The organism is Halorientalis sp. (assembly GCF_028275115.1).
GTDB lineage: Archaea > Halobacteriota > Halobacteria > Halobacteriales > Haloarculaceae > Halorientalis.
This window is the reverse complement of the sequence record NZ_JAQCNH010000029.1, coordinates 128,225-148,766: the sequence shown is the minus strand read 5'-3', so window position 1 is coordinate 148,766 and position 20,542 is coordinate 128,225. Positions and strand designations below refer to the sequence as shown.

Below are 20,542 nucleotides of genomic sequence, written 5' to 3'. Positions count from 1 at the left end.
TTCGTCTCGCTCCTGGTATGCGTATGTCCGAGAGGGTACATACCCCACCGGGACCACCGGTAGTCGGAAACGTACCGAAGCTGACCGACGACCCGCTTCGGTTTTTTGTCGGGCTCCAAGAGGCCTACGGGGGCCGGTACCCACTGGTACGACTCGACCCGCCGGTGGGACAGTCGTTCGTCGTCGTCCTCGACGCGGAACTGGTTCACGACGTCCTCGGCGACCGGGACCGGTTCGCGCGACCGGCGCTGGGCCCAGAGGAACAGCGCCGGCAGGGGTTACTCTCCAGCGACGGGGTACTCTGGGAGCAACAGCGATCCGTCCTCCAGCCGGAGTTCGTCGGCGGAAAACTGTCCGAGTATGCAGACATCACGGCCGACACGCTGTCGGAGACGGTCGGTGACTGGCCCGCAGAGGGTCGTCTCGACCTCCACGAGGAACTCTCGACGGTGACGATGCGGGTAATCACGCGGTCGCTGTTCAGCCGTGACACCGAGCCGGCGCAGGCCCGTGCCGTCCACGAGGCGCTGGGACAGCTGAGCGACGAGGTCGAGCCCAGCGTGACGGACGTGTTGCTGCCGGAATCGTTACAGCCGGGCCCGTCGGAGACCTTCCAGGAGGCAGACGCCGTCATCGACGGCGTCGCCTCGGAGTTCGTCGAGTGGCACCGCGAGCAGGCCAACCCGCCGGCGGACATGATTACCGCCCTCATGGACGCCCAGGACGACCCCGAGGTGGAACTCTCGGAGAACGAACTCGTCGACGAGGCGGTCCTCTTTCTCACCGGTGGACAGGAGACCACGGCACTCACCATCACCTACGCGTTCTACTGGCTCTCGAACCACCCGGAGATGCGCGAGCGGGTCGCAGCGGAAGCCGCGGCGGTTCTCGACGGCACCGAACCGGCGTGGGAGGACCTCTCAGAGCTGACGTACACCGAACGGGTGGTCCGGGAGACACTCCGACTCACCCCCGCGGTGTGGAACGTGACGCGCGAGGTGCGCCAGCCGACTACTCTCGCCGGCACGGAGTTGGACGCGGAGGACCTGCTGTTCATGCCGACGTACTCTCACCACCGCGACAGCCGGATCTGGTCCGACCCACTCTCGTTCCGTCCGGACCGATGGGACGGCGAGGTCTCACGCAGCGAGGACGCGTACTTCCCGTTCGGCAGCGGCCCACGGATCTGTATCGGCCAGCAGATCGCGCTCACCGAGGCCCAGTTCACACTCGCACACGTTCTCCAGCAGTACGACGTGACCGTCGACGCGGACGAACTGGACCTGCAACCGAGCGTGACGCTCCGACCGACCGACCCCGTCTACGCGACGATCACCGAGCGGCCGACGCCGGTTCCGGAGTGAATCGAGGCAGGCCACGGGGAACGCCTCCCCGAACGCGACTGGATTCAAGTCGGTCCAGACCCAGAAGCGGGCATGGAGTTGGCACCCGACCTCGACGGACGGACGGCACTGGTGACCGGGAGCGCGACGCGCGTAGGGCGCGAACTGCTGTTGACGCTCGCGGCCTGTGGGGCCGACGTGGTGGTCCACTACAACGAGAGCGCAGACGCCGCACGGACGACGGCGGCCGACGCCCGCGAGTACGGCGTCGACGCGACGACGGTTCAGGGGGACGTGACCGACCCCGACGAGGTGGACGACCTGTTCGCGACCGCGACGGCGGACCTCGGGGCGGTCGACGTCTTGGTCAACAACGTCGGTAACTTCGACGCCCGCCACTGGGAGGACATCGAGTGGGCGGCGTGGCGCGACGTCGTCGAGAGCACGTTCTACGGGACTGTCCTCTGTTCACGACGCGCACTCGACGGGATGCGCGACCGGGAGTGGGGTCGGATCGTCAACGTCGGCTTCGCCGACAGCGACCGGATGCACGCCCACCCGGTGAACTTCCCGTACTTCGTGGCCAAGACCGGCGTGTTGATGTTCACGAGGATGCTCGCCGGCGACACGCAGGACGACGGCATCACGGTCAACGCCGTCTCGCCGTTCGCGGTCGAGAACACCGTCTCGGACGTCTCCTCGTTCCCGCGCGGCCAGGCCGCGAGCTTCGATGACGTGGCCGCGCCGGTACTCTTTTTTCTAAGCGACGCAGCCGCCTACATCAGCGGCGAAAACGTCGCCGTCGACGGGGGTCGGCTTCCCGAGCGCTGACCGCGTCACACCGTGTTCAACAGCTTCCGGCGCGTGGCTGGAACCGAGTACCACAGTGGGGACAGCGGGCGTAGAACTCGTCGTCGGAACACTCGAACCCCTCACCACACGATTCACAACGCAACATAATCGCCATGCAATGCGTTCGACGCCGGCGCACAAAAACAATCGGGTCGGACACCGGCCGAAACCGCCTCGATGGTCGCCCGCACGCGCCTGATAAGTGTCTCGCGACCGTAACACGGTCGATGGGCGACGACTCACCGCAACCCGACAGCCAAACGGTCCGACTCGGACGTCTGGGCGTCGCGCTCATGCTCGTCGCACATCTCGTTTGGGACCCGGCGCTGACGCTCGCCGGCGTCGCTGCCTTCGGCGTCGTCGAGGAGGATTCCGCGCTGGTCCGAACACTGTTGACGATTCACCCAGCGGTGTGGCTCGCCGCGAAGGTCGCCGCGCTCGGCGCCTTCACCGGATTATTTTTTGCGATCGGCGCACACCGCGACATCGAGACCGTCCTATTCCCGTGGCTAATCGCTCTCCTGGGAATCGTCGCGCCACTGGGGTGGATCCCGCTCCTGCTGTGAGTGGGTCAAGAGCCGGTCACTCTGGGAGTGGGTCGTCGATACCGAGCAGGGCCGCGCTCTCGGTCCAGAGTCGGCGCTGAGACTCGGTATTCCGGGCGGCAGACGACGGCGTCGACGGCGTCTGCTGGTCGAAATACCGGCCGGAGATGTCGGCGGTCCGTTCGGCGGCGGCGAGGTAGACGAGCGCGGCCGCGCCGTCATCGACGTCGGTGACGAACGGGAGGCTGCCGAGCAGTCCGACCAGCCGGGGAAGCGGACCAGGGAGGAAGCGAGCGAAGTTCGAACCCGGGATAGCGCCAGGGTGGACGGCGTTGGCGGTGACCTCGCGGCCGAGACGGTCGAGACGGCGGTCGAGCTCGAAGGCGAACAGTACGTTCGCCAGTTTCGACCGGCTGTATGCCGACATCGCGGAGTATCCCTCGGCAGAGCTGACGGTATCGAGGTCGAGACTTCCGCTGCGGTGGGCTGCCGATGCCGTCGTCACGACCCGCCCGCCGTCCGGGACCAGATCGACCAGTTCCGCGGTCAGCAGGTACGGCGAGAGGTGATTCACGTGGAACGTGTACTCGACACCGAGGTCGGTCGTCGCACCACTGCGAAAGTACCCGCCGGCGTTGTTCACGAGGACGTCGAGGGTGTCTGTCGTCTCGCGGACCGTCTCGGCCAACTCTCGCACGGCCTCGACGTTTGCGAAGTCCGCGCGGACGAAGGTTCCGTCAGCGCCGCGGGCAGCGAGGTCGTCAACGACGCACCGGCCGGCGGCCTCGTCTCTCCCGTGGACGAACACGTCGGCACCGAGCGAACCCAGTGCAAGCGCCGCCTGCCGACCGATCCCGCTCGTCGATCCAGTCACTAGCGCGGTCGATCCTGTCAGGTCGCGGTCGGTGACACCGGCCCGTTCGAGCACTGTCTGTGCCATCGTCTCCTGTTCGGTCTCCAGCCGCAAAAACCGCTCTCCGCCCTGTCACTTCTCTCACACCAGCCCGAGATACACGATACCGGTCACCAGGGCTGCGAGCGAGACCGCTGCCACGGTAATCTTGGCCGCCTGGACGCGGTCGTCCCGCCGCACGCCGTCCGGCACGGTGCCGTGCTCGCCGCCGGACCCGCGGAAGTCGTACCGGCCGAACAGTGCCAGCCCGATACAGAAGGCACTCGCGGCCTGAAGAGCCCACTCGAAGGTGACCGCTAGCGGGACGAACACGCCGACGAGCAACACGCGGGGAAGCAGTCCCGAGAGGCAGATTGCGACGTACCAGACAGTGACGGCCGCGGCCGCGGTGGCGTAGCCGAACCGCCGCCTGCGCTGTGCCGCCCCGATGTTGCACACACCGGGCTGGTACTCGCTCACGACTTATCTACTGGCTGGGCGTGCAAGAGGGTTACCGTTCCGGCACCGCGTCCGACCGCCGCTCAGGGTTCCAGGACGACCCGGAACCGTGCCTTGTTCTCGATCATACGTTCGTAGGCCGCCGCGACCTCGTCGAGCGGATACGTCTCGATCTCGGGGCGCACGTCGCGCAGGGCGCTGAACTCCAGGGTGTCCTGTGAGTCGCGAGCGTGACCGGAGGCCCACCCTTCGACGCCGCCGCAGGCCCCGACGAGCGTGTTGACGTCCACTTCGACCGGCGCACCGGGGACGCCGACGACGACGACCGACCCGTCGGTACCGATACCGTCGACCACAGACGAGATGGCGTCACTCGATGGGGCCGTCGCGAGAACGACCCGCGCGCCACCGAGAGCCTGTAACCGTTCCGCGGGGTCGGTCTCGGCGGCGTTCACGAAGTGGTCCGCGCCAAGCGAGCGCGCGCGAGATTCCTTGTCGGGGCTCCGCGAGATCGCGACGGTCTCGTAGCCGGCCGCGTGAGCGTACTGGAGCCCGAGGTGACCGAGGCCACCCACGCCCTGCACGGCGACGAGGTCGCCCGGGCGGGCGTCGCTGTTGCGCAGAGCGTTGAAGGTCGTGACGCCGGCACAGAGCAACGGCGCGGCGTCGGCTGCATCGAGGTCGTCGGGGACCGCCGCGACGGCCTCGCTCGGGACGGTCACGTACTCGGCGTAGCCGCCGTCGAACGTGATGCCGGTGATTTCGCGGCTCTCACACTGGAGGAAGTTCCCGCGCCGGCAGGACTCGCAACTGAAGCAGTGGCCCCCGTGCCAGCCCGCGCCGACTCGGTCGCCCTCGACCCAGGCGGTGACGGCCTCGCCGATGGCGTCGACGCGGCCGGCGATTTCGTGGCCCGGAACGTGGGGGTAGCTCAACCCCGGATACGTTCCCTCTTTGGCGAAGGCGTCGCTGTGACAGATCCCACAGGCCTCGACGGCGACCCTGACCTCGCCGGAGTCGGGGTCGGGGACGTCGCGGTCGACGAGTTCGAAGTCGCCGCCCGCTTCCGGAAGCACCGCGGCACGCATCGTATCGGACATAACAGATGCTAATCGCGGTGAACGGGCAAAAAGACGGCGACGCGGGCAGGCGGCCAGCCGCGACACGCCACCCGAATACAGTCGGTTACCACGCCGGTGCCGCGGGCGAACACGGCACGGACAGTGCCAGTCGCGGTCGCCTCGGCCCGCGATGGCGGCGGTCTCGACGTGTGCCTCGAAACCGGCACCGAACCTTGGAAGCGCGAGGCGCTGTGCCAACTCGTGGGCAACGCACGCCGGTTCGCCGAGGAAGGTGGCCGGGCAGACGTGACGGACGGGATGTTCGACGCTGCGGTCGTCGGGCGCATACTGGCGTGTGATCTGGTGTCGGAGGCGGTCCGCCACCGCGTCCTCGGTCGGGGGACCAACGACATTACCCACGTTCGGGCCGCACAGATCATCGTGACCGGCCGCGACGGCCAGATTACGTTCAGCCGGGGCGGTGAGATCAGTACACGGGAGTGAATGGTACCGTCGATTCGGCCGCGAGAATTAAAATCACGAGTGGGCCCGGACTACGAGCCCTCGCCGCAGTGAGACGTCCTGTACTGCTCACTTCGGGCCGCCAGTGGGCCGGTCGGACCGGTCCGTGGCAGCGCCCGTGATGGCGTCGCCTGCCGCCTCGTCCTCGGTCGCGAACGAGGGCGTTTCCTCGTTCGCCGCGTCAGTCTCAGCGTCTTCCCGGGCGTCTTTCAACAACTCTTCGGCGATTTCGTCGCGCAGGATGAACCCTGGTGCGAGTCCGTGGCACATACATCTGTTTCACGGGCTGGACGCTCATAAATCCCGGCCCGCGCTCAAGCGGTCGCCGTCTCGGCCGTGTCGCGCAGGATGTCTGTCGTGGTCAGCATGCCTACCACGTCGCCGTCGACGACTGGGATGTGGTTGAACCCGCCTTCGAGAAGGTGCGCCGACGCCTCCGCGACCGTCGCGTCCGGTGTGATCGTCTCGACGGTGTCAGTCATGTACTGTTCGACAGTGGCTTCGGACGGGTCCACGCCGTCGGCGGCCAGCTGGACGAAGTCGGTCGAGGTGAGGATGCCCACCGGGTCACAGTCCGCGTCGATGACGGCGACGGACTTGATATCCGTGTCGCGCATCGCCCACGCGGTGTCTGATACCATCTCGTCCGGGGCGACGGTCAGTACTGGCGTCGTCATGATCTCACTGACTGCAGTCTCGCTCATACGCACTGCACCGTCTCGGCGAACAAAACCGTTCGTTTCTCGGCGAGTTCGTCCACGAACAGCCCCGCCACGCGGCCGTAGTCGCCGTCGAACCCGGCGGCGTGTTACATCACGAGCGAGAACCGCCCGGAATCGGGGTCCTGCCCGTCGAGCCCGACCCGGCGTTCGTTCTGTCGGTGACGTGAGAACCGCGACGAGCAGCGCGTGCATCAGCCCACCACCCCGCCGCCGGCCCGTCCGCGGTCCGCGTTGTTGTGCCGTCCGGTTTCGTCTCCTTCGGGCTATGACCCGTGTGACCTGAACACCCGTTGCTGTCCACGGCTCTGTCCATGCACAGAACTACTCGCAGTCAGTGTCATGAAATTAGCCTTTAGACACGTCGTGTCGCGCTGGTCGGTCCTGGAGCGGGGTCGGCTCGCCGCTCACTCCACCCAGACCTCGCCGAACGTGTCGAAAAAATCCTCGCCGGTGTCGACCGCGACGTGGCGTGCGCCGACACGGTCCCCGACCGCCTCGACCTCGTCGAGATGCTCCTGGAGCCGGTCGCGGTAGCGACGCTCGACGTTTGCCCCGAAGTAGGTCCGTAGTCTCCTGTCGGCCTCCGGGTCGCGGAAAATCGTGTCACCCTGCGCCGGCGGGTCCCGCTCGTCCGGCGAGAGAACGTGTGCGAGTGTGCAGTCGTTGCGCTGGAGAGCAGCCAGCCCCGCCTCTATCTCGGCGGTGTCGTCGAGGAAGTCACTCGCCACGAGGACGAGCGACTTCGAGTCGATGGTTGCGGCGTAGTCCGCACAGGCGGTCCGAAAGTCCGTCTCGCCCGACGGTTCGGTCTTGTTCAGCTGTTCGATCAACCGCAGTACTTCGCCCTGCGTCGAGCGGCCGCGGTCGATTCGCTCGAAGGTCTCTCCGAGTAGGGAGACCCGAAAGTCGTTCTGCTCGGCGGCAGCGAGCGCCGCGAAGCCCAGTCCCAGTTTGGCGGCGTACTCGAACTTGTTCGGGGTCGCCCGTGCCTCCCGGTCACCGCCGAAGTCCATCGACCTGCTGGCGTCGACGAGGACGTGGACGGTGAGGTTGCGCTCGGCCTCGTACTGCTTGATGTACAGTTCCTCGGTGCGGGCGTACACGCGCCAGTCGACTAGTCTGGTGTCGTCGCCGGGCGTGTACTTGCGGTGGTCGCTGAAGGTCAGTCCCTCCCCGACCTCCGTCGAGCGCTGTTCGCCCTGCTGAACGGCGTCGACACGTCGCTGGACGGAGGGGTCGAACCGCGCCAGCTCGTCGAGGAAAGTCGGGTCGATCACAGCAGGTCTCCGATCACGTCGTCGGCCGTCACGCCGTCCCGCTCGGCCCGGAAGTCCACGACGACCCGGTGCCTGAGGACCGGCCTGGCCATCGCCTCTACGTCCTCGCCGCTGACGTGGGCGCGGCCGGTCATGAACGCGCGGGCCTTCGCCAGCACCACCAGCCCCATACTGGCCCGCGGACTCGCCCCGTACTCCAACTGGTCGGCCGTCCGAGTCGCCCGAACCAGCTCGACCACGCGATCACGGATGTCCTCGGCGATCGGAACCTGCCGGACGAGCGACTGGATTCGCAGGAGTTCCTCGCCGGTCAACTGTTGTTCGACCGGAATCGACTCGTCCGCACGGCCGGTGTACCGGTCGACGATTTCACGTTCAGCGCCGACGTCCGGGTAGTCCACGAGCACCTTCGCCAGAAAGCGGTCTTTCTGGGCCTCTGGGAGCGGGTACACCCCCTCCTGCTCAACCGGATTCTGTGTCGCCAGCAGAAAAAACGGGTCGGGAAGGGTCCGGGTCTCCCCCCCTGCGGTGACCTGTCGCTCCTGCATCGCCTCCAGCAGTGCGGCCTGGGTCTTTGGCGTCGCACGGTTGATCTCATCGGCCAGTACGACGTTCGCGAAGATCGGGCCAGGCTCGAAGACGAACTCCCGGCCATCGCGGGTCTCCCGGATGATCTCGGTGCCCGTGATGTCGGAGGGCATCAGGTCCGGCGTGTTCTGAACCCGGGAGAACGAGCAATCGGTGACCGCCGCGATGGTCCGGACGAGCATCGTCTTGCCCAACCCGGGCGTACTCTCGAGCAACGCGTTCCCGTCGGCCAGCAGGCAGGCGAGTACCTGGTCTAACACCGCCTCCTGGCCGACGAGGCGCTTTCGTACCTCGGACCGCACCGCGGCGAGTCGTTCCTGAAGCCTGTCCACCTCGTCGTCGTCGAGTGTATCGTCAGTCATCGGTCTCACCCTGGATGCGCAGGTTGTACTCGCGGACAAGGTCCGCGTCGTTGAGGTTGCGCTCGGCGGCGAAGCCGGCCTGTCTGGCAGCCACGGTGTCGCCACCGGACGACAATCCACTGTCCTCGTAGCTGTCGACCTGTTCGCCCGCGCCGCCGCCGCCGCTCTGTGAGAAGTTCACCGACAGTTCCTCCCCGCCACCGGTGGCCTCCTTGCGCTCGCCGAGGACGTCGTCGGGGTCCTGCAGTTCGGACACGCCGTTTTCCGTCCCACCGACCGACCCCGAACCGCGCCGGTCGTCAGTCGTGTTGGTCGTCGGCGCGAACGTGACGCCCGCGACGGCTGCCTGGACCGTCAACACGCTCGCCACCACGATTACGACGGTGCTGACCGAGAGCCAGCGCGTGTGCAGGAAGCCGCCGGCGCTCGTCCGGTCGAGCCGGTCGACGACGTCCCGGTAGAGCCGCCGGGCCATCGGCGACTCCGCCTCGTCGGCCGCGGCGTCGCGGGCGGTCCGGAGCGCGTCGGCGACGACCGGGTTGGCCGCCTCGAACCGTTCGACCGTGTAGTAGCGGACCCGGAGGCCAAACTCGACGCTGGCCGCGAGCAGGCCGACGCCGGCCGCCGCGATGGTGCCCCCGCGGGCCGGGCCGACTGCCGGCAACTGGACTGCGAGGACCCGGGTCACCAGGTTCACCACGAGGAAGACGGCCACGGCGTCGACGATGGCGTGAAGCGCGGCCATCTTGTACCCCTCGCGTCTGATCGCCCGCACCGCCCGTTCGATGCCGGTCCGCCCCTCGCCCGTCTCGGTCGTGTCGTGTTCTTCGCTCATCTCAGGTACACTCCGGGTACTGTGAACTGTTGTCGATCTTGTTACAGAGGTCGTCCAGATCGTTCTGGAGGGCTGTCTTGTCCGACTCCAGGTCGTCGATCGTCTCGTCTTTGTCCTCGATGGTGCTGTTCAGCTCGTCGGTCAGGTCCTGGAGGTTCGCGTTGCGGTTCTGGAGATCGGTGTTTTCGTCGATTAGCTCGTCGCGTCGCAGTTCGAGTTCGGCCACCTCCTCCCGCAGGTCCGCCCGCTCGTTCAGGAGGTCGTCGATCTCGCGCTGAAGCTGCTGTCTCTCGTCTTCGAGCTGGTCGACTCGGTCCCGGGCGTCCGAGAGGTTGCGCTCGGCCGCTTCGAGCTGTGTGGTGAGCTCCTGCAGGTCCGTCCGGCGAGTTTCGAGGCTCTCGTTGATGTTGACGAGTTGTTCTCGCGTCCGGTTGAGTTCGTCCTGGACGGTCGCGAGTTCCGCCTCGGTGGCCGCTTTCTGCTGGGCGAGCCGTTCCGCGCGGTCGGTCACGTCCCCGGCGCTGTACTCGTAGTAGACGGTGACGCCTGCGGTGCCGAGGACTGTCAGTCCGACCACGGCGAGCAGGACGATGTTGAGCCTGGTTCCGATCATGGTTGTCTGATGCGAACGAGCCGCCGCGTGCCGACCTCGGCGAGGTAGACGAGCAGGGCGACGGCGAGCACGAGCCACGTCCACTCTCTGGTGACCGTCTCGACGGTCCGGGCCGCCTGCCGGACCCGGTCCGCGATGGCTGTCGCCTGATTCGCCTCGAACAGCCGCCCGCCGGTGCGTTCGACGGCGGTCTCGACGGCCCGGGACTGGCCGAACGCTGCGTACTCCTGTGGGTAGTTCACGGCGTACGCTGCTGAAAGCAGCGATTGGTAGCCCGCCGACGCTGGCACGAACGTCGCCTCGTACTGCTCGGTGTCGACCTGGGTGAACCGGTAGCCGCCGGCCGACGGCCGGTCCGACCCTTCGTAGGTGGCCGTCAGGGGACTCCCCACGCGGCCGTCCGAGATCGACGTGAGACCGGTTGCCAGCCGTTCAGGGTCGCCGATGGCCCAGTTGACGGACTTGGTGATGCCCAGCGAGTCCGGGGCCGACAACAGGCCGCCCAGCCCGCCGTTTTCGCCGTATGCGGTGATCGCGACGGTGCGCCCCAGCCCGTACCGCCAGGCCGTAATCGCCGGCGCACCGTCCGATCCGGCGACCAGCAGGTCCGCCCCTCTGGCCGCGGCGACCGAGTGCGTCCGGCCCGGCCGGGCGGTGAACTCGACTCCGTTCGTGATGAAATGCGTGCGGTCGATGACGGTGAGCCCACTGCCCTGGAACTCGCGGGTCTCGCCGCCGAACTCGACTCGGAGCTTGCTGGACTCGCCGGCCCGGAGGAAGACGCCGTCGCCGGCCGTCGCCACCTGCTGGAGGCGGTCGACGGCGACTTCACTGCCGACGCCGACCGGGATCACCTCGATGCCGCGCTCGCTAGCCCGTGCCGCCGCGTCCGGGGCGTTCCCGAACTGTGAGCGCCCGTCGGTCAGTACGATGACCGTCCCGCTCGACCCGAGCATCTGTGACGCCCCCTCGATGCCGGCGCTTACGTCCGTACTCCCCGTACTATCCAGGCGGCGGATCCGGTCTTCGAGGAAGGTTCTGGAACTCCCCAGCCCGGTGAGCCCGGCGACCCGGAACACCTGGCTGTTGAACGCGACGACACCGACCCGGTTCTCGTCGCCCAACTGGTTCAGTACGTCCAGGGCGAGCGCCTGCTGGGCCGACATCGACCCGCTCGTGCTGCCCGAGATGTCGACCGCGACGACCACCTGCGAGGTCTCACCGCCCTCCCCGATGGTGACCGGCAGGAGGTCGGTCAACAGCGACTCGCGGTAGTTCCCGCTGTCGAAGGCGTTCGGCCCGCCGACGGTGACGAGCCCCGTGCCGTCGATTACGGCTCGCTGGAGCGCACTCACGTTGCCCAGGTCGTTCGCGGCCACGTTCTGGACGACGACGGCGTAGTACTGAGAGAGGTTCGACGGGATCGACTCGGCCGTCTCCACGTCGTAGATGTCCCCGAGGAACTCCTCGAAGGCGTAGTCGCCACGGGAGACGTAGAGGACCTTCGGCGGCCGGACGACCCGCACGGTCTTGCGGAACACGTCGTTGCGGTCGTACACGTCGTCGCTCTCGATCCGGGCAGTCACCCGATGGCTCCCGGTCGAACTGAAATTGTAGGTGAACGTGAGGCCGCCGCTCCCCTCGACGGTCTCCGCACGGACCTGCTGGCCGTCGACGCTGACTGAGAGCCTCGCCGCAGCGCCGCCGAGGGCGGTGCCGTCGACGGTCACGCGGAACTGGTTCGCGACGCCGGTGCTGGTTTTGGCCGGCCCGCTGACGGTGACGGCCATCTCTGTCCGGTTCGAGTCGAGCGTGACGGCGTGGACGGAGGCGTTGACCCGTTCGGCGACACCCGCGGCCGCGTCCAGCGAGCGCCCGCCGGTCACGCGCCCGTCCGAGACGAGCAGGACGCTCCCGTTCGGAGCGAGCGCGCTCGTCACGGCGTCGCCGACCGGCGACCCGGTCTCACTGCCCACGGCCCGAGTTCTGACCGTGACGCCTTCGTCCTCGACGGCGGTCGCGAGTTCACTGGCCGCGGCGTCGGTCGTTGCCATGCTCGCCGAGCGGTCTACGAGCATCGTCACCGTCGGCTGGCCCGCCGAACCCGTCGTTGCCAGCGTGTAGGGGCCAGCGGCCGCGAGAACCAGCAGCGTCACGAGCAGGAGTCGCGAGGCCAGAAACAGCGCCCGCGACCGACCCGTGAACACTGCCCGCTCGCGCCGGCGGAACGCGATGCCGAGCAACACGACCGCGACCGGCAAAGCGACCAGCACGAGCGGTCGCTGGAGCCCCATTCGGAGTCCCGCGAGCGTCGTCTCGACTGGCATCAGATGTCACCCCGCCTGCGGAGATAAGTTAGCTCGGCTCCGAGCAAAACGAGTAGTCCGAGCAGAACCAGCGGCGTGAGGTCCTGCCGTACCTGTTCGCCCGTCGCGGAGCCGCCACTGCTCGCCCTGCCGCCGCCCGCGTTGATTTCGGGGGCGCTCACGTTCGATTCGGTCGGGGAGAGCAGCCCAGCGCCGGCCCGCTGGTCCGCCGTCCGGTACGTTCCAACACGGTCCAGTCGGACTCCCGCGGCCGTCCGCTGCCCGGTCGGCGTCTCGACGGTCGTCTCGTTGGCTAACTGGAACGTCGTTCCCGTCTGTCTGTTCAGAGCCGACAACGAGGGCCGGCCGGCCAGCCAGTGAATCGCCCGCTTCCAGAACACCGGGTAGCGATAGTCGAAGCGGAAGGCGGTCTGGTTCGGCAGATAGCCGTAGTACAGCGTCCGGCCGTTCGCCCGCCCACCGGTGGCCAACAGCGGCGACCCGTCCGAGAGTGTCACCAGCGCGGCCCCCGTCGCCGTGGCTTCGAGGTGGTGGTCGGGAGCCGGGAACTCGAAGCCGCTGGTCACCGGATGGGTGGTGACGTTGCCGACGCCGCCGGACTGTTCGACCCCGCCCGGCGTCACCGGAAGGAGGTCGTCGTAGCCGACCGCCCCGACGTTGCGCTGGGCCTGGATCAGAGCGCCGCCGCCGTCGCTGACCGTCTCCCGGGCGGTCTCGACGGTCGAGCCCAGCACCCGACCGGAGATCACGTCGGCGAACACTACGGCGTCGTAGTCGCCGGTCGTCGAGACCGGCGGCCGCTTGACGGTCACGTTGATCGTCGGGACGACCTCCAGTGCCGTCTGGAGGTTCCGGTTGTCCCCGTTAGTCAACAGCAGGGTGTCTTCGGCCCGGTTATCGGGAACGACGACGGGCACGCGGTCGTCGACTTGGAGCGCGTCGCTACCCTCCAGTCGGGCGGTCGACGACGTGGCGGGCAGCGGGAAGACGACCGAGCGCCGGTCGCCCGGCTGGAGCGACACCGACCGAGACCGGCCGGCGAACGTCAGGGTCCGCTCGACCGCCGTCGCGCCCGTGTTGGCGACGCGCAGGACGACCCGCCGGCTGTCGAAGGACCGATCGACGATGCCGACGTTCCTGGCCTGGCCCGCGTCGAACTGTTCGAGCGTAAGCGTCGCGCCGCTCGCTCGTACCGTCTCGGCTGCCTGTTTCCAGCCCGCGTCGTTCCGTCCAGGCGCGCGCGCGAAGTCGCTGAACACGAGGACGCGACTCTCCGAACCGGCGAGTTCCCGGGCGCGCTCAATTGCTCCACGGAGGTCACCCGGTGCGTGCGTGACACGGAGTCCGTCGAGTGCCGTCCGCGCGTCCGCCGGATCGGCCCCGGTGACCGGCGTCCGGACGGACCCGCCGGCGACGACGACCGTCGTCGGTGTCCCGACGGCCGCCTTCGCGGCCGCGACGGCTTCGGTAAAGCGCGATCCGTCGCCGGTCTCGGTTGCCATACTGGCGGAGGCGTCGACGACCAACACGGTCGGCTGCGCGCTGACCTCACGGGTCGTCGTCACGTATGGGGCGGCCAGCCCGACCGCGAGCAGGACGATCGCGAGCACCTGTAAGAGGAGCAGAAGGTTGCGGCGTAGTCGCTCGAGCACCGGGTTCGAGCCGCCTTCGTCCGGGTCGGACTGGAGAAACTCGACCGTCGGCAGGGGGAGTTCCCGCGGATCGGGCTGGATCAGGTACAGCACGAACAGCGGGACGAGGGCGGCGAGCGCGGCCAGACCGAGCGGGGTGGCGAAGACGTCACCGAGCGCCATATGTTGGAGGAACCACTGCAGTCACCCTCTCATTGTAGGACGGGTAGTATAAGCCCCGTGGAAAATGCGACCGGAACCCCTGCATCGGTACGACCGCTTTCGGCGTGGCCGTCAGTCCTCGGCCGCCGTGACGCCGCGGTCGTCTCCGGCCGACTCGTCCTCGACATCGCCGACGTCGACGACTGGAAACCGAACGGTCGCGGTCGTGCCTGCGTCGGTCACGTCGAAGGTAATCTCGCCCCCGGCGGCGCTGACACCCCAGGTGATCAGCCAGAGACCCAATCCACTCCCGTGTTCGAGGTCGGTCTCGTCGCCGTTCTCGATGACGGCTACTTCGTGGTCGGGCACGCCCGGGCCCCAGTCGCGGACGGTCAGGGCCACCGTGTCGCTGTCGTCTGTCACCGCGACGGTCACGTCTGGCCCCGATGTGGCGTCGTCGTCGCCCCTCCCGTGCTCCAGGGCGTTCTCGACGAGTTCGCGGACGACCACACGGAGGAGGGCTGGGTTGGTCCGGAGCAAAACGGCGTCGTTGCCGTCGACCTCGACGGTCGCGTCGGGGAACGAGTCCCGGAGGTTCGTAACGACCTCGTCGACCACGTCCTGGACGGTCAGAAGTGACTCGGTGTCGTCCTCGATGACCCGTTCGAACGTGCGGGCTTTCTCGCTGAGTGCGACCAGTCCCTGGGTCTTCTCCCGGGCAGGTTCGAGCAGGTCGGCCACGTCCTCGTCGGCGCGCTCGGCCGCGACGTCGACGTTCATGTCCACGACGGTGAGGTCGTTCCGGAGGTTGTGTCGGAGGACGCGGTTCAGGACCGCCAGGCGCTGCTCGCGCTGGCGCTCGGCGGTGATGTCCTGAAAAACGAGCGTGTAACCCAGGTGCGCGTCGGTCCCATCGTCGAGATCCGTCGACGTGATTTTGAACGTCCGTCTGCCCGCGTCGGTCCGGACCGTGGCGTCCTGTTCGGCCGCCCTGGGGTCGATCTCGTCACCCTCGTAGCAGGCCGCGAACGGTTCGGTCAGGACCTCGCGGCTGGCCAGCCCGAGCGTCGCGGCGGCGGGGTTGTAGTTGACGACCCGACGCTCTTCGTCGACGATTACGACCGGACTGCCCAGATCGGCAATGGCCGCCCGGTTGCCGGCCCGCCGGGTCGCAGGGTGGAAGTCGAACATCCCGCTCCCGACGAACGCGTAGGCGTCGAAGGCGACGTGAGCGAGAAAGAGGACCGGGGCGACGTTGACCCCCGGCGCGGGTACGATGCCGAAGGTCCAGGCGATCAGGCCGACCCCCGGCGGGATCGGGCTGAGTGCGACCGCGAGCGCCTCGCCCCGGTAGAGGTCGCCGTAGCTGATGACCGTATCTACCAGGAGGAGCGTCCCGACGGCGGTCCCGATGCTGGTGACGCCCAGAATCAGGAACGCGCCGCCGTGACGGGAGAACGAGGCGGTCGCGAGCCCCCGGGTCGACTCGACCCGGAAGTCCGCCCAGACGAGTTCGTGCAGCGGGTTTGTCACCACGAGCAGGGTCAACAGGACGGTGAGCCCCGCTAACAGTCTGAACCACGGTGAGTGGATGACGTGGCGGCGGCCAGTGTAGGCCAGCGCGAAAGCGATGAACAGTGCTCCGAGCCAGATGTAGGCCACCCAGAACAGCGCCTCGACTGCCCAGCGGAGCCAGTAGTCGAAGACGAGGTAGCCGACACCGTAGCCGGCCGTCAGGGCGAACTGCACGGCAAGTACCACGAGCAGCCACGTCGCGCTCGGACGGTCACGGACTGCCCAGAGGTAGTAACCCAGCGCGAGCGTCCCGACGGCCGCGGCGAGCGACCCGACCACGGGCCAGAGCGTGGTCGAGAACACGTCCATCGTCTCGGCCGCTCGAACTACGTACCTTTCGGTCGGCTCACGTCGCCGAACGGTGGAGCGTGGTGCCAGGGTTGAAATACCAAAGGCGGGGCAGTGCGGGATGTGATGGGACAGGAGTTCGTCGTCGGTCGCGGGCAGGACCCCGACGCGGGACCGTCGGGCCACCTCGGTGCTTACCGGGCGCTGGACGGGAGTCAGGGGGCACCGCTGTATCTGGACCTCGACAGCCCACACGCCGTACTGATCGTCGGCAAGCGCGGCTCCGGAAAGTCCTACACGCTCGGGGTCATCGCCGAGTCACTGGCGCGAGCCAACGGCGTCGCGCCGGTGGTCCTCGACCCGATGGACGTGTTCACGACGCTGGAGCAACCGGCGCGGAGCGACGCCAGTCCGGTGCCGGCCGACGTGATCGACGACCCGGCAGTCGCGCCCTCGGCGCTGGACCCGCGGTCGTGGTGTGCGCTGCTGGGGCTCTCGCCGGCGAGTGGGGCTGGCGGGCTCGTCTGGCAGGCCGCGAGTGAGGTGGAGACGCTCGACGAGATGCGCGACCACGTCGACGCGACGAACGCGCCGGACGTGGACAAGCGGGCGGCAGTCAACCACGTCGACATGGCCGAGGCCTGGGGCGTGTTCGACGCCGATGGGCTGACTGCCGACGACCTGGCGGGGTCGGAGGTCACGGTCGTCAGCGTCGCAGGGATGAGCAGCGACCCGATGAACGCCGTGGCGCGGGGAGTCGGCGAGGCGCTGTACCGGGCCCGCGAGACCGAGACGATCGACCGCCTCCCGTGGCTGTTGATCGACGAGGCCCACACCTTCTTCGAGGGGGTCGCGCAGTCGGCGCTGGAGACGATACTCACGCGGGGACGTGCGCCAGGCGTCAGCCTGACCATGGCGACCCAGCGGCCGAGCGCGGTGCCGGAGGTGGGTGTGTCACAGTCGGACGTGTTGCTCTCCCACAGGCTGACCGCCGAGGCGGACCTCGACGCGCTGCAGGCGGCCCGGCCGACCAACCTGAACGCCTCGCTGACCGACGAGGGTCGGATGCCCACCGAGACGGGGGAGGTCCTCGTCATCGACGACGCCACGGAGACGACCCACGCGGCACAGGTCCGACGGCGGGATACGCCCCACGGCGGGGAGAGCCCCAGCGCCAGCGACATCCTCCTCGATGGCGCGGGCGAAGACGCGGCCGGGGGCGAGTGACCGGTGGCCGCCCGCTCCGGTTCCGGGACCAGCCGACGTGCCGACGACACCGGAGAACCGGCGGCAAACGGGGTCGCTGGTGCCCTCCAGCGGCCCGTCGAGTAACGGGTACCTTTCGCCGCTGCCCGTAGACACAAGCGGCCCAGCCTGTTCTGTGTGCTCGATGTCCGACCCTACCGCGACCAGACGGACGGCACTGGCTACCGGAGCCGCAGCACTCGCCGCCCTCGCAGGTTGCTCGGGAACCGACGACGGAACACCGACGACCACCGACGCCGGGACGGCGGCCGACCGCCCGACCACGGCCGACGAGGGGACACCCGATGACGGAGAAGCCGCACTGGAGACCGTCGTCTCGATTCCGGGCGACCCCGTCCCGGAGAACCTGGCGTTCACACCCGACGGGGACCTGCTGTTCGGGATCACTGCCGGCGAGGTCAGACGGCTCGCTGCCGACCGCGTCACCGAAACCGGACTGTTTCTCTCCGACACCGAGCAGGTCGCGACGCTCCCGCAGGCGATCGGCGTCGAGACCGCGCCCGACGGGACTATTTATGTCGCCGTCCCGGCCGACGGCGAGCAGTCCGGTGTCTGGGAAGTCCCGCCGGACGGTCCGGCCCGGCAACTGGTCGAGATTCCGGGTTTTCCCAACGACCTGCTGTTCGACGCCAGCCGCGACCGGTTACTGGTCACCGAGTCCAGCGGTGGGACCGTCTACACGGTCACTACCGACGGGACGCGCGCGACGTGGCTGGACGACGACCGCCTCGACGCCGAGGGATTCGGCGCGAACGGTCTGACTCGCGACGACGGGACGGTCTACGTCGCGGTGAGCAGCACTGCCGACCGCACCGGTCGGCTTCTCTCGGTGCCGGTCGCGTCCGACGGTACGGCCGAGGCGGCGACGACCTTCCACGAGGGGGACGGAATCGTCGGTGCCGACGGTATCGCCGTCCGCGACGGGACGGTCTACGTCGCTGCCAACAGCCAGAACCGCATCGTCAGCGTGACGCCCGACGGCGCGGTCGCGACGGTCAGCGACGACGACCGGTTAGCCTTTCCCTCGGACGTGCTGTTCGGGGCGACCGATGCCACGCGGGACTCGCTGTTCGTCTGCAACTTCGCGAACAGCACTCCCGCCGAAGCCGCGCTCTTCCGGACGCAACCGTAGCCACCGTGCCGTCGAAAACCGTCCGGGACCGTCCCGCAGGAACCGCACCCCTCCGGCCGGGCACCCGCGAGGACGCCTCCGCTCGTGCCCGCCGTACGACGCTCGCGACGACCCGGACGCGACCCGTCAGGGGGCCCGCCGAGACCGACGACGAGGACCCACCGGAACACGCGGCAGTCAGTTCGACGACACACCGAAGGGTTAGGTGAGTCGGGCAGCATTGAGTACGTATGTTCGGGCTGGGGAGCGACTCTTACGAGGACGTCGAGGATGTCGTCGTCGAGAGTGCCGACGACCTGATTCTCTCGAATCCCGGGGACGTGTTCGTCGAACCCCGCGCCGTCGCGGGCGAGTGTCGCATCGAATCGGTCGGCGACGTGTATCTGACCGACGGCCGGGGGGAATTCCCCGACCCGTCCCGAGACTGTGTCATCGACGGCGGAGACGACACGCGCATCGAGACCTGCCAGGACGTTCTCGTGAAACGCGGAGCGGTCGACGGCGACCTCCTGGTCGCGGACACCCGTGACGACGTGTTCACCGCGACCAGTGCCGAGGTCGCCCTCGACGCGGTCGAAGACGTCTACCTCCAGGGTGGCGTCGGCCGTGGGGACACGGTTCGCGTCGAACGCGCTGGGGACGTGCGTATCGAGTCCGACGCGCGCGTTCCGGCGGTGACTGCCGACGATGCCGGAGATGTCCTCACAGCCGGCCCTTCCGCCGTCGACGACGGGGCCGAGGAACGAGCGTACCACGAACGCGCACCGGTCCACCTGGGCGACGTGGCTGACATCCTCGTCGAGGCCCGCGCCGTCGAGGGCCGACTGGTCGCCGTCGAACCGGGTGACGTCGACGAGGACGCGACGCTCTGAGCCAAGTGTGCCAACCCTTCTGGAAATCCCGGAAGCGACACGTAATCAATTAAACCCTTGACAGTACAGGTACCTGATATGACCGTGGATGCGCTCGTGTCGATCGCCAACCGTGAGGCGGACCTGTTCGCCGGGGCCGACGACCGACTGCGGAGTCGCCTGCGGGGGAGCGAACGGATCGGCGTCGACCGCTACGGTATCGACCAGCTCACGTCGATTCTGCAGGCGCGTGCCCGCTGGAGGCTGACGGAGAGCGCCGTTACGACCGACCAGTTACGCCAGGTTGCCGACGCCGCCGCGGGGGACGCCCGTGTGGCAATCAGCAGCTTCCAGGGCGCCGTCCGGCGCGCACAGCGGACGCCGGCCGGACCGACCCCTCGACGCTGTACCGGCGCTACCGCGAGGCCGTCGACGCTTCAAAAACCGACCGCACCGTCAGGAACTATCCCGGGAAGATGGTTCAGTACGACCTGCTCACCGCCGAGGGCACCAGTCGCGACTGCCGATACAGCGTCGTCGAACCCGCAGCCAGCAAGGACCGACGCCGGCACCGCCGACCCGAACCCCGTCACGGACAGGTTTATTTCGCTCACGACAAATTAGAACTTGTTCCTATGAGCGACTCCGAACACGCGCTACTGGCACAACTCGAAGCGAAACCTGGCAAAGAAGACGACGTCCAGGAGTTCCTGGAGTCCGCGCTCCCAATGGCGGAGGACGAACCCGACACGACGACCTGGTTCGCGCTGCGGATGGGCGAGTCGACGTTCGGCATCTTCGACACCTTCCCCGACGAGGACGGCCGACAGGCACACCTCGACGGCGATATCGCTGCCGCACTGATGGACCGGGCCGACGACCTGCTCGCCGAAGAGCCACAGATCGACGAAGTCGACGTTCTGGCGGCCACACACGACTGAGAGTCCGGGCGGGTGGTGTCCACGCGTCGCCTGTCAACCGTTCTGGAAACGCCCGAAGCCGACGGCTTAGCCCCGTGAGCGTTCAGTTCACCGGTCGAACGCGCGTTCCGGAAATTCCGGAACCGACGCGACAGCACCCTTCCGTGTGGCGCGTCTGGGCTCTCGTGTCGCACCCGACATCCCGAACTCCCGACGCTCGACCCCGGGTTCAGTTGCTGGAGACCGACGGGCACCGGGCTGATGGGCCGCTCCGTGCGCTCGTTCTCGACCAGGCACGGGCGCTGGCGGGCAGGTCCGC

General features: G+C 68.1%; 21 protein-coding genes. 9 read left to right on the top strand and 12 right to left on the bottom strand.

All coding sequences use genetic code 11. The annotated features are described in order from the left end of the window. Positions 1-23: 23 nt before the first annotated feature. The 3 genes from Q0964_RS05310 to Q0964_RS05300 all read left to right on the top strand — a co-directional run bounded on the left by Q0964_RS05310 (position 24) and on the right by Q0964_RS05300 (position 2,761). A complete protein-coding gene (locus Q0964_RS05310) occupies positions 24-1,364 on the top strand; it encodes a cytochrome P450 (RefSeq protein WP_299264386.1) in 1,341 nt (446 codons plus the stop codon). A gap of 72 nt (positions 1,365-1,436) precedes the next feature. Further along, positions 1,437-2,174 (top strand): SDR family NAD(P)-dependent oxidoreductase, encoded by a 738-nt coding sequence (locus tag Q0964_RS05305; protein ID WP_299264383.1) that lies wholly within the window; start codon positions 1,437-1,439, stop codon positions 2,172-2,174. A 248-nt stretch (positions 2,175-2,422) separates the two neighbouring features. Next, positions 2,423-2,761 (top strand): hypothetical protein, encoded by a 339-nt coding sequence (locus Q0964_RS05300; RefSeq protein ID WP_299264381.1) that lies wholly within the window; start codon positions 2,423-2,425, stop codon positions 2,759-2,761. Between the two features lie 16 nt (positions 2,762-2,777). Here the strand turns inward: Q0964_RS05300 and Q0964_RS05295 are convergent, their stop codons facing one another. From Q0964_RS05295 to Q0964_RS05285, 3 genes are all read right to left on the bottom strand, one after another. Next, positions 2,778-3,680, bottom strand: coding sequence for an SDR family NAD(P)-dependent oxidoreductase (locus tag Q0964_RS05295; protein ID WP_299264378.1), 903 nt, complete (start codon positions 3,678-3,680; stop codon positions 2,778-2,780). A 54-nt stretch (positions 3,681-3,734) separates the two neighbouring features. Further along, positions 3,735-4,112 carry a hypothetical protein gene (locus tag Q0964_RS05290; protein ID WP_299264376.1) on the bottom strand — a complete coding sequence of 126 codons (378 nt, stop codon included), beginning with the start codon at positions 4,110-4,112 and terminating at the stop codon, positions 3,735-3,737. 62 nt (positions 4,113-4,174) lie between these two features. Continuing rightward, positions 4,175-5,179: an alcohol dehydrogenase catalytic domain-containing protein gene (locus tag Q0964_RS05285; protein WP_349254433.1), complete on the bottom strand. Its 1,005-nt coding sequence runs from the start codon at positions 5,177-5,179 to the stop codon at positions 4,175-4,177. 135 nt (positions 5,180-5,314) lie between these two features. Between Q0964_RS05285 and Q0964_RS05280 the strand changes: the two genes are divergently transcribed. Next, the gene (locus tag Q0964_RS05280) at positions 5,315-5,656 is read left to right on the top strand and encodes a diacylglycerol kinase family protein (protein WP_299264371.1); all 342 of its coding nucleotides are present in this window, start codon (positions 5,315-5,317) and stop codon (positions 5,654-5,656) included. Positions 5,657-5,743: 87 nt separating this feature from the next. Here Q0964_RS05280 and Q0964_RS05275 read toward each other — a convergent pair whose 3' ends face one another. From Q0964_RS05275 to Q0964_RS05235, 9 genes are all read right to left on the bottom strand, one after another. Beyond that, positions 5,744-5,944, bottom strand: a complete 201-nt coding sequence (locus tag Q0964_RS05275; RefSeq protein ID WP_299264368.1) for a hypothetical protein — start codon at positions 5,942-5,944, stop codon at positions 5,744-5,746. Between the two features lie 44 nt (positions 5,945-5,988). After that, positions 5,989-6,378 carry a CBS domain-containing protein gene (locus Q0964_RS05270; protein WP_299264365.1) on the bottom strand — a complete coding sequence of 130 codons (390 nt, stop codon included), beginning with the start codon at positions 6,376-6,378 and terminating at the stop codon, positions 5,989-5,991. A gap of 422 nt (positions 6,379-6,800) precedes the next feature. Further along, positions 6,801-7,673 (bottom strand): DUF58 domain-containing protein, encoded by an 873-nt coding sequence (locus Q0964_RS05265; protein ID WP_299264362.1) that lies wholly within the window; start codon positions 7,671-7,673, stop codon positions 6,801-6,803. Continuing rightward, complete coding sequence (locus Q0964_RS05260) at positions 7,670-8,623, bottom strand: AAA family ATPase (RefSeq protein ID WP_299264359.1); 954 nt, start codon at positions 8,621-8,623, stop codon at positions 7,670-7,672. Before Q0964_RS05260 ends, Q0964_RS05265 begins: the two co-directional genes overlap by 4 nt. After that, a complete protein-coding gene (locus tag Q0964_RS05255; RefSeq protein WP_299264356.1) occupies positions 8,616-9,458 on the bottom strand; it encodes a DUF7502 family protein in 843 nt (280 codons plus the stop codon). Before Q0964_RS05255 ends, Q0964_RS05260 begins: the two co-directional genes overlap by 8 nt. A gap of 1 nt (position 9,459) precedes the next feature. Then, on the bottom strand, positions 9,460-10,071 hold the full coding sequence (locus Q0964_RS05250) for a hypothetical protein (protein ID WP_299264353.1): 612 nt from the start codon (positions 10,069-10,071) through the stop codon (positions 9,460-9,462). Further along, positions 10,068-12,398, bottom strand: coding sequence for a vWA domain-containing protein (locus Q0964_RS05245; RefSeq protein ID WP_299264351.1), 2,331 nt, complete (start codon positions 12,396-12,398; stop codon positions 10,068-10,070). The genes Q0964_RS05250 and Q0964_RS05245 overlap by 4 nt, the downstream gene beginning before the upstream one ends. Beyond that, positions 12,398-14,212, bottom strand: a complete 1,815-nt coding sequence (locus Q0964_RS05240; protein WP_299264348.1) for a DUF7408 domain-containing protein — start codon at positions 14,210-14,212, stop codon at positions 12,398-12,400. The genes Q0964_RS05245 and Q0964_RS05240 overlap by 1 nt, the downstream gene beginning before the upstream one ends. A 111-nt stretch (positions 14,213-14,323) precedes the next feature. Further along, positions 14,324-16,075 carry a sensor histidine kinase gene (locus Q0964_RS05235; protein ID WP_299264345.1) on the bottom strand — a complete coding sequence of 584 codons (1,752 nt, stop codon included), beginning with the start codon at positions 16,073-16,075 and terminating at the stop codon, positions 14,324-14,326. A 105-nt stretch (positions 16,076-16,180) separates the two neighbouring features. On the opposite strand from Q0964_RS05235, the gene Q0964_RS05230 reads away from it, so the two are divergent. The 5 genes from Q0964_RS05230 (at position 16,181) to Q0964_RS05210 (ending at position 20,244) form a co-directional block, all read left to right on the top strand. Beyond that, positions 16,181-17,281 carry an ATP-binding protein gene (locus tag Q0964_RS05230; RefSeq protein WP_299264341.1) on the top strand — a complete coding sequence of 367 codons (1,101 nt, stop codon included), beginning with the start codon at positions 16,181-16,183 and terminating at the stop codon, positions 17,279-17,281. 163 nt (positions 17,282-17,444) lie between these two features. Further along, the gene (locus Q0964_RS05225) at positions 17,445-18,452 is read left to right on the top strand and encodes an SMP-30/gluconolactonase/LRE family protein (protein ID WP_299264338.1); all 1,008 of its coding nucleotides are present in this window, start codon (positions 17,445-17,447) and stop codon (positions 18,450-18,452) included. A 230-nt stretch (positions 18,453-18,682) separates the two neighbouring features. Then, positions 18,683-19,324 carry a hypothetical protein gene (locus Q0964_RS05220; RefSeq protein WP_299264335.1) on the top strand — a complete coding sequence of 214 codons (642 nt, stop codon included), beginning with the start codon at positions 18,683-18,685 and terminating at the stop codon, positions 19,322-19,324. A gap of 78 nt (positions 19,325-19,402) precedes the next feature. Next, the gene (locus Q0964_RS05215) at positions 19,403-19,927 is read left to right on the top strand and encodes a Cdc6/Cdc18 family protein (RefSeq protein ID WP_299264332.1); all 525 of its coding nucleotides are present in this window, start codon (positions 19,403-19,405) and stop codon (positions 19,925-19,927) included. 11 nt (positions 19,928-19,938) lie between these two features. Beyond that, the gene (locus Q0964_RS05210) at positions 19,939-20,244 is read left to right on the top strand and encodes a putative quinol monooxygenase (protein WP_299264329.1); all 306 of its coding nucleotides are present in this window, start codon (positions 19,939-19,941) and stop codon (positions 20,242-20,244) included. Positions 20,245-20,542: the final 298 nt, after the last annotated feature.

Excerpts from the sequence above, each read along its gene's own strand:
- Q0964_RS05295 (WP_299264378.1), bottom strand. The coding sequence starts at position 3,680 with ATGGCACAGACAGTGCTCGAACGGGCCGGTGTCACCGACCGCGACCTG.
- Q0964_RS05285 (WP_349254433.1), bottom strand. The coding sequence starts at position 5,179 with ATGCGTGCCGCGGTGCTTCCGGAAGCGGGCGGCGACTTCGAACTCGTC.
- Q0964_RS05235 (WP_299264345.1), bottom strand. The coding sequence starts at position 16,075 with ATGGACGTGTTCTCGACCACGCTCTGGCCCGTGGTCGGGTCGCTCGCC.
- Q0964_RS05260 (WP_299264359.1), bottom strand. The coding sequence starts at position 8,623 with ATGACTGACGATACACTCGACGACGACGAGGTGGACAGGCTTCAGGAA.
- Q0964_RS05275 (WP_299264368.1), bottom strand. The coding sequence starts at position 5,944 with ATGTGCCACGGACTCGCACCAGGGTTCATCCTGCGCGACGAAATCGCC.
- Q0964_RS05215 (WP_299264332.1), top strand. The coding sequence starts at position 19,403 with ATGACCGTGGATGCGCTCGTGTCGATCGCCAACCGTGAGGCGGACCTG.
- Q0964_RS05210 (WP_299264329.1), top strand. The coding sequence starts at position 19,939 with ATGAGCGACTCCGAACACGCGCTACTGGCACAACTCGAAGCGAAACCT.
- Q0964_RS05245 (WP_299264351.1), bottom strand. The coding sequence starts at position 12,398 with ATGCCAGTCGAGACGACGCTCGCGGGACTCCGAATGGGGCTCCAGCGA.
- Q0964_RS05270 (WP_299264365.1), bottom strand. The coding sequence starts at position 6,378 with ATGAGCGAGACTGCAGTCAGTGAGATCATGACGACGCCAGTACTGACC.
- Q0964_RS05220 (WP_299264335.1), top strand. The coding sequence starts at position 18,683 with ATGTTCGGGCTGGGGAGCGACTCTTACGAGGACGTCGAGGATGTCGTC.
- Q0964_RS05305 (WP_299264383.1), top strand. The coding sequence starts at position 1,437 with ATGGAGTTGGCACCCGACCTCGACGGACGGACGGCACTGGTGACCGGG.
- Q0964_RS05310 (WP_299264386.1), top strand. The coding sequence starts at position 24 with ATGTCCGAGAGGGTACATACCCCACCGGGACCACCGGTAGTCGGAAAC.
- Q0964_RS05225 (WP_299264338.1), top strand. The coding sequence starts at position 17,445 with ATGTCCGACCCTACCGCGACCAGACGGACGGCACTGGCTACCGGAGCC.
- Q0964_RS05230 (WP_299264341.1), top strand. The coding sequence starts at position 16,181 with ATGGGACAGGAGTTCGTCGTCGGTCGCGGGCAGGACCCCGACGCGGGA.
- Q0964_RS05240 (WP_299264348.1), bottom strand. The coding sequence starts at position 14,212 with ATGGCGCTCGGTGACGTCTTCGCCACCCCGCTCGGTCTGGCCGCGCTC.
- Q0964_RS05255 (WP_299264356.1), bottom strand. The coding sequence starts at position 9,458 with ATGAGCGAAGAACACGACACGACCGAGACGGGCGAGGGGCGGACCGGC.
- Q0964_RS05250 (WP_299264353.1), bottom strand. The coding sequence starts at position 10,071 with ATGATCGGAACCAGGCTCAACATCGTCCTGCTCGCCGTGGTCGGACTG.
- Q0964_RS05300 (WP_299264381.1), top strand. The coding sequence starts at position 2,423 with ATGGGCGACGACTCACCGCAACCCGACAGCCAAACGGTCCGACTCGGA.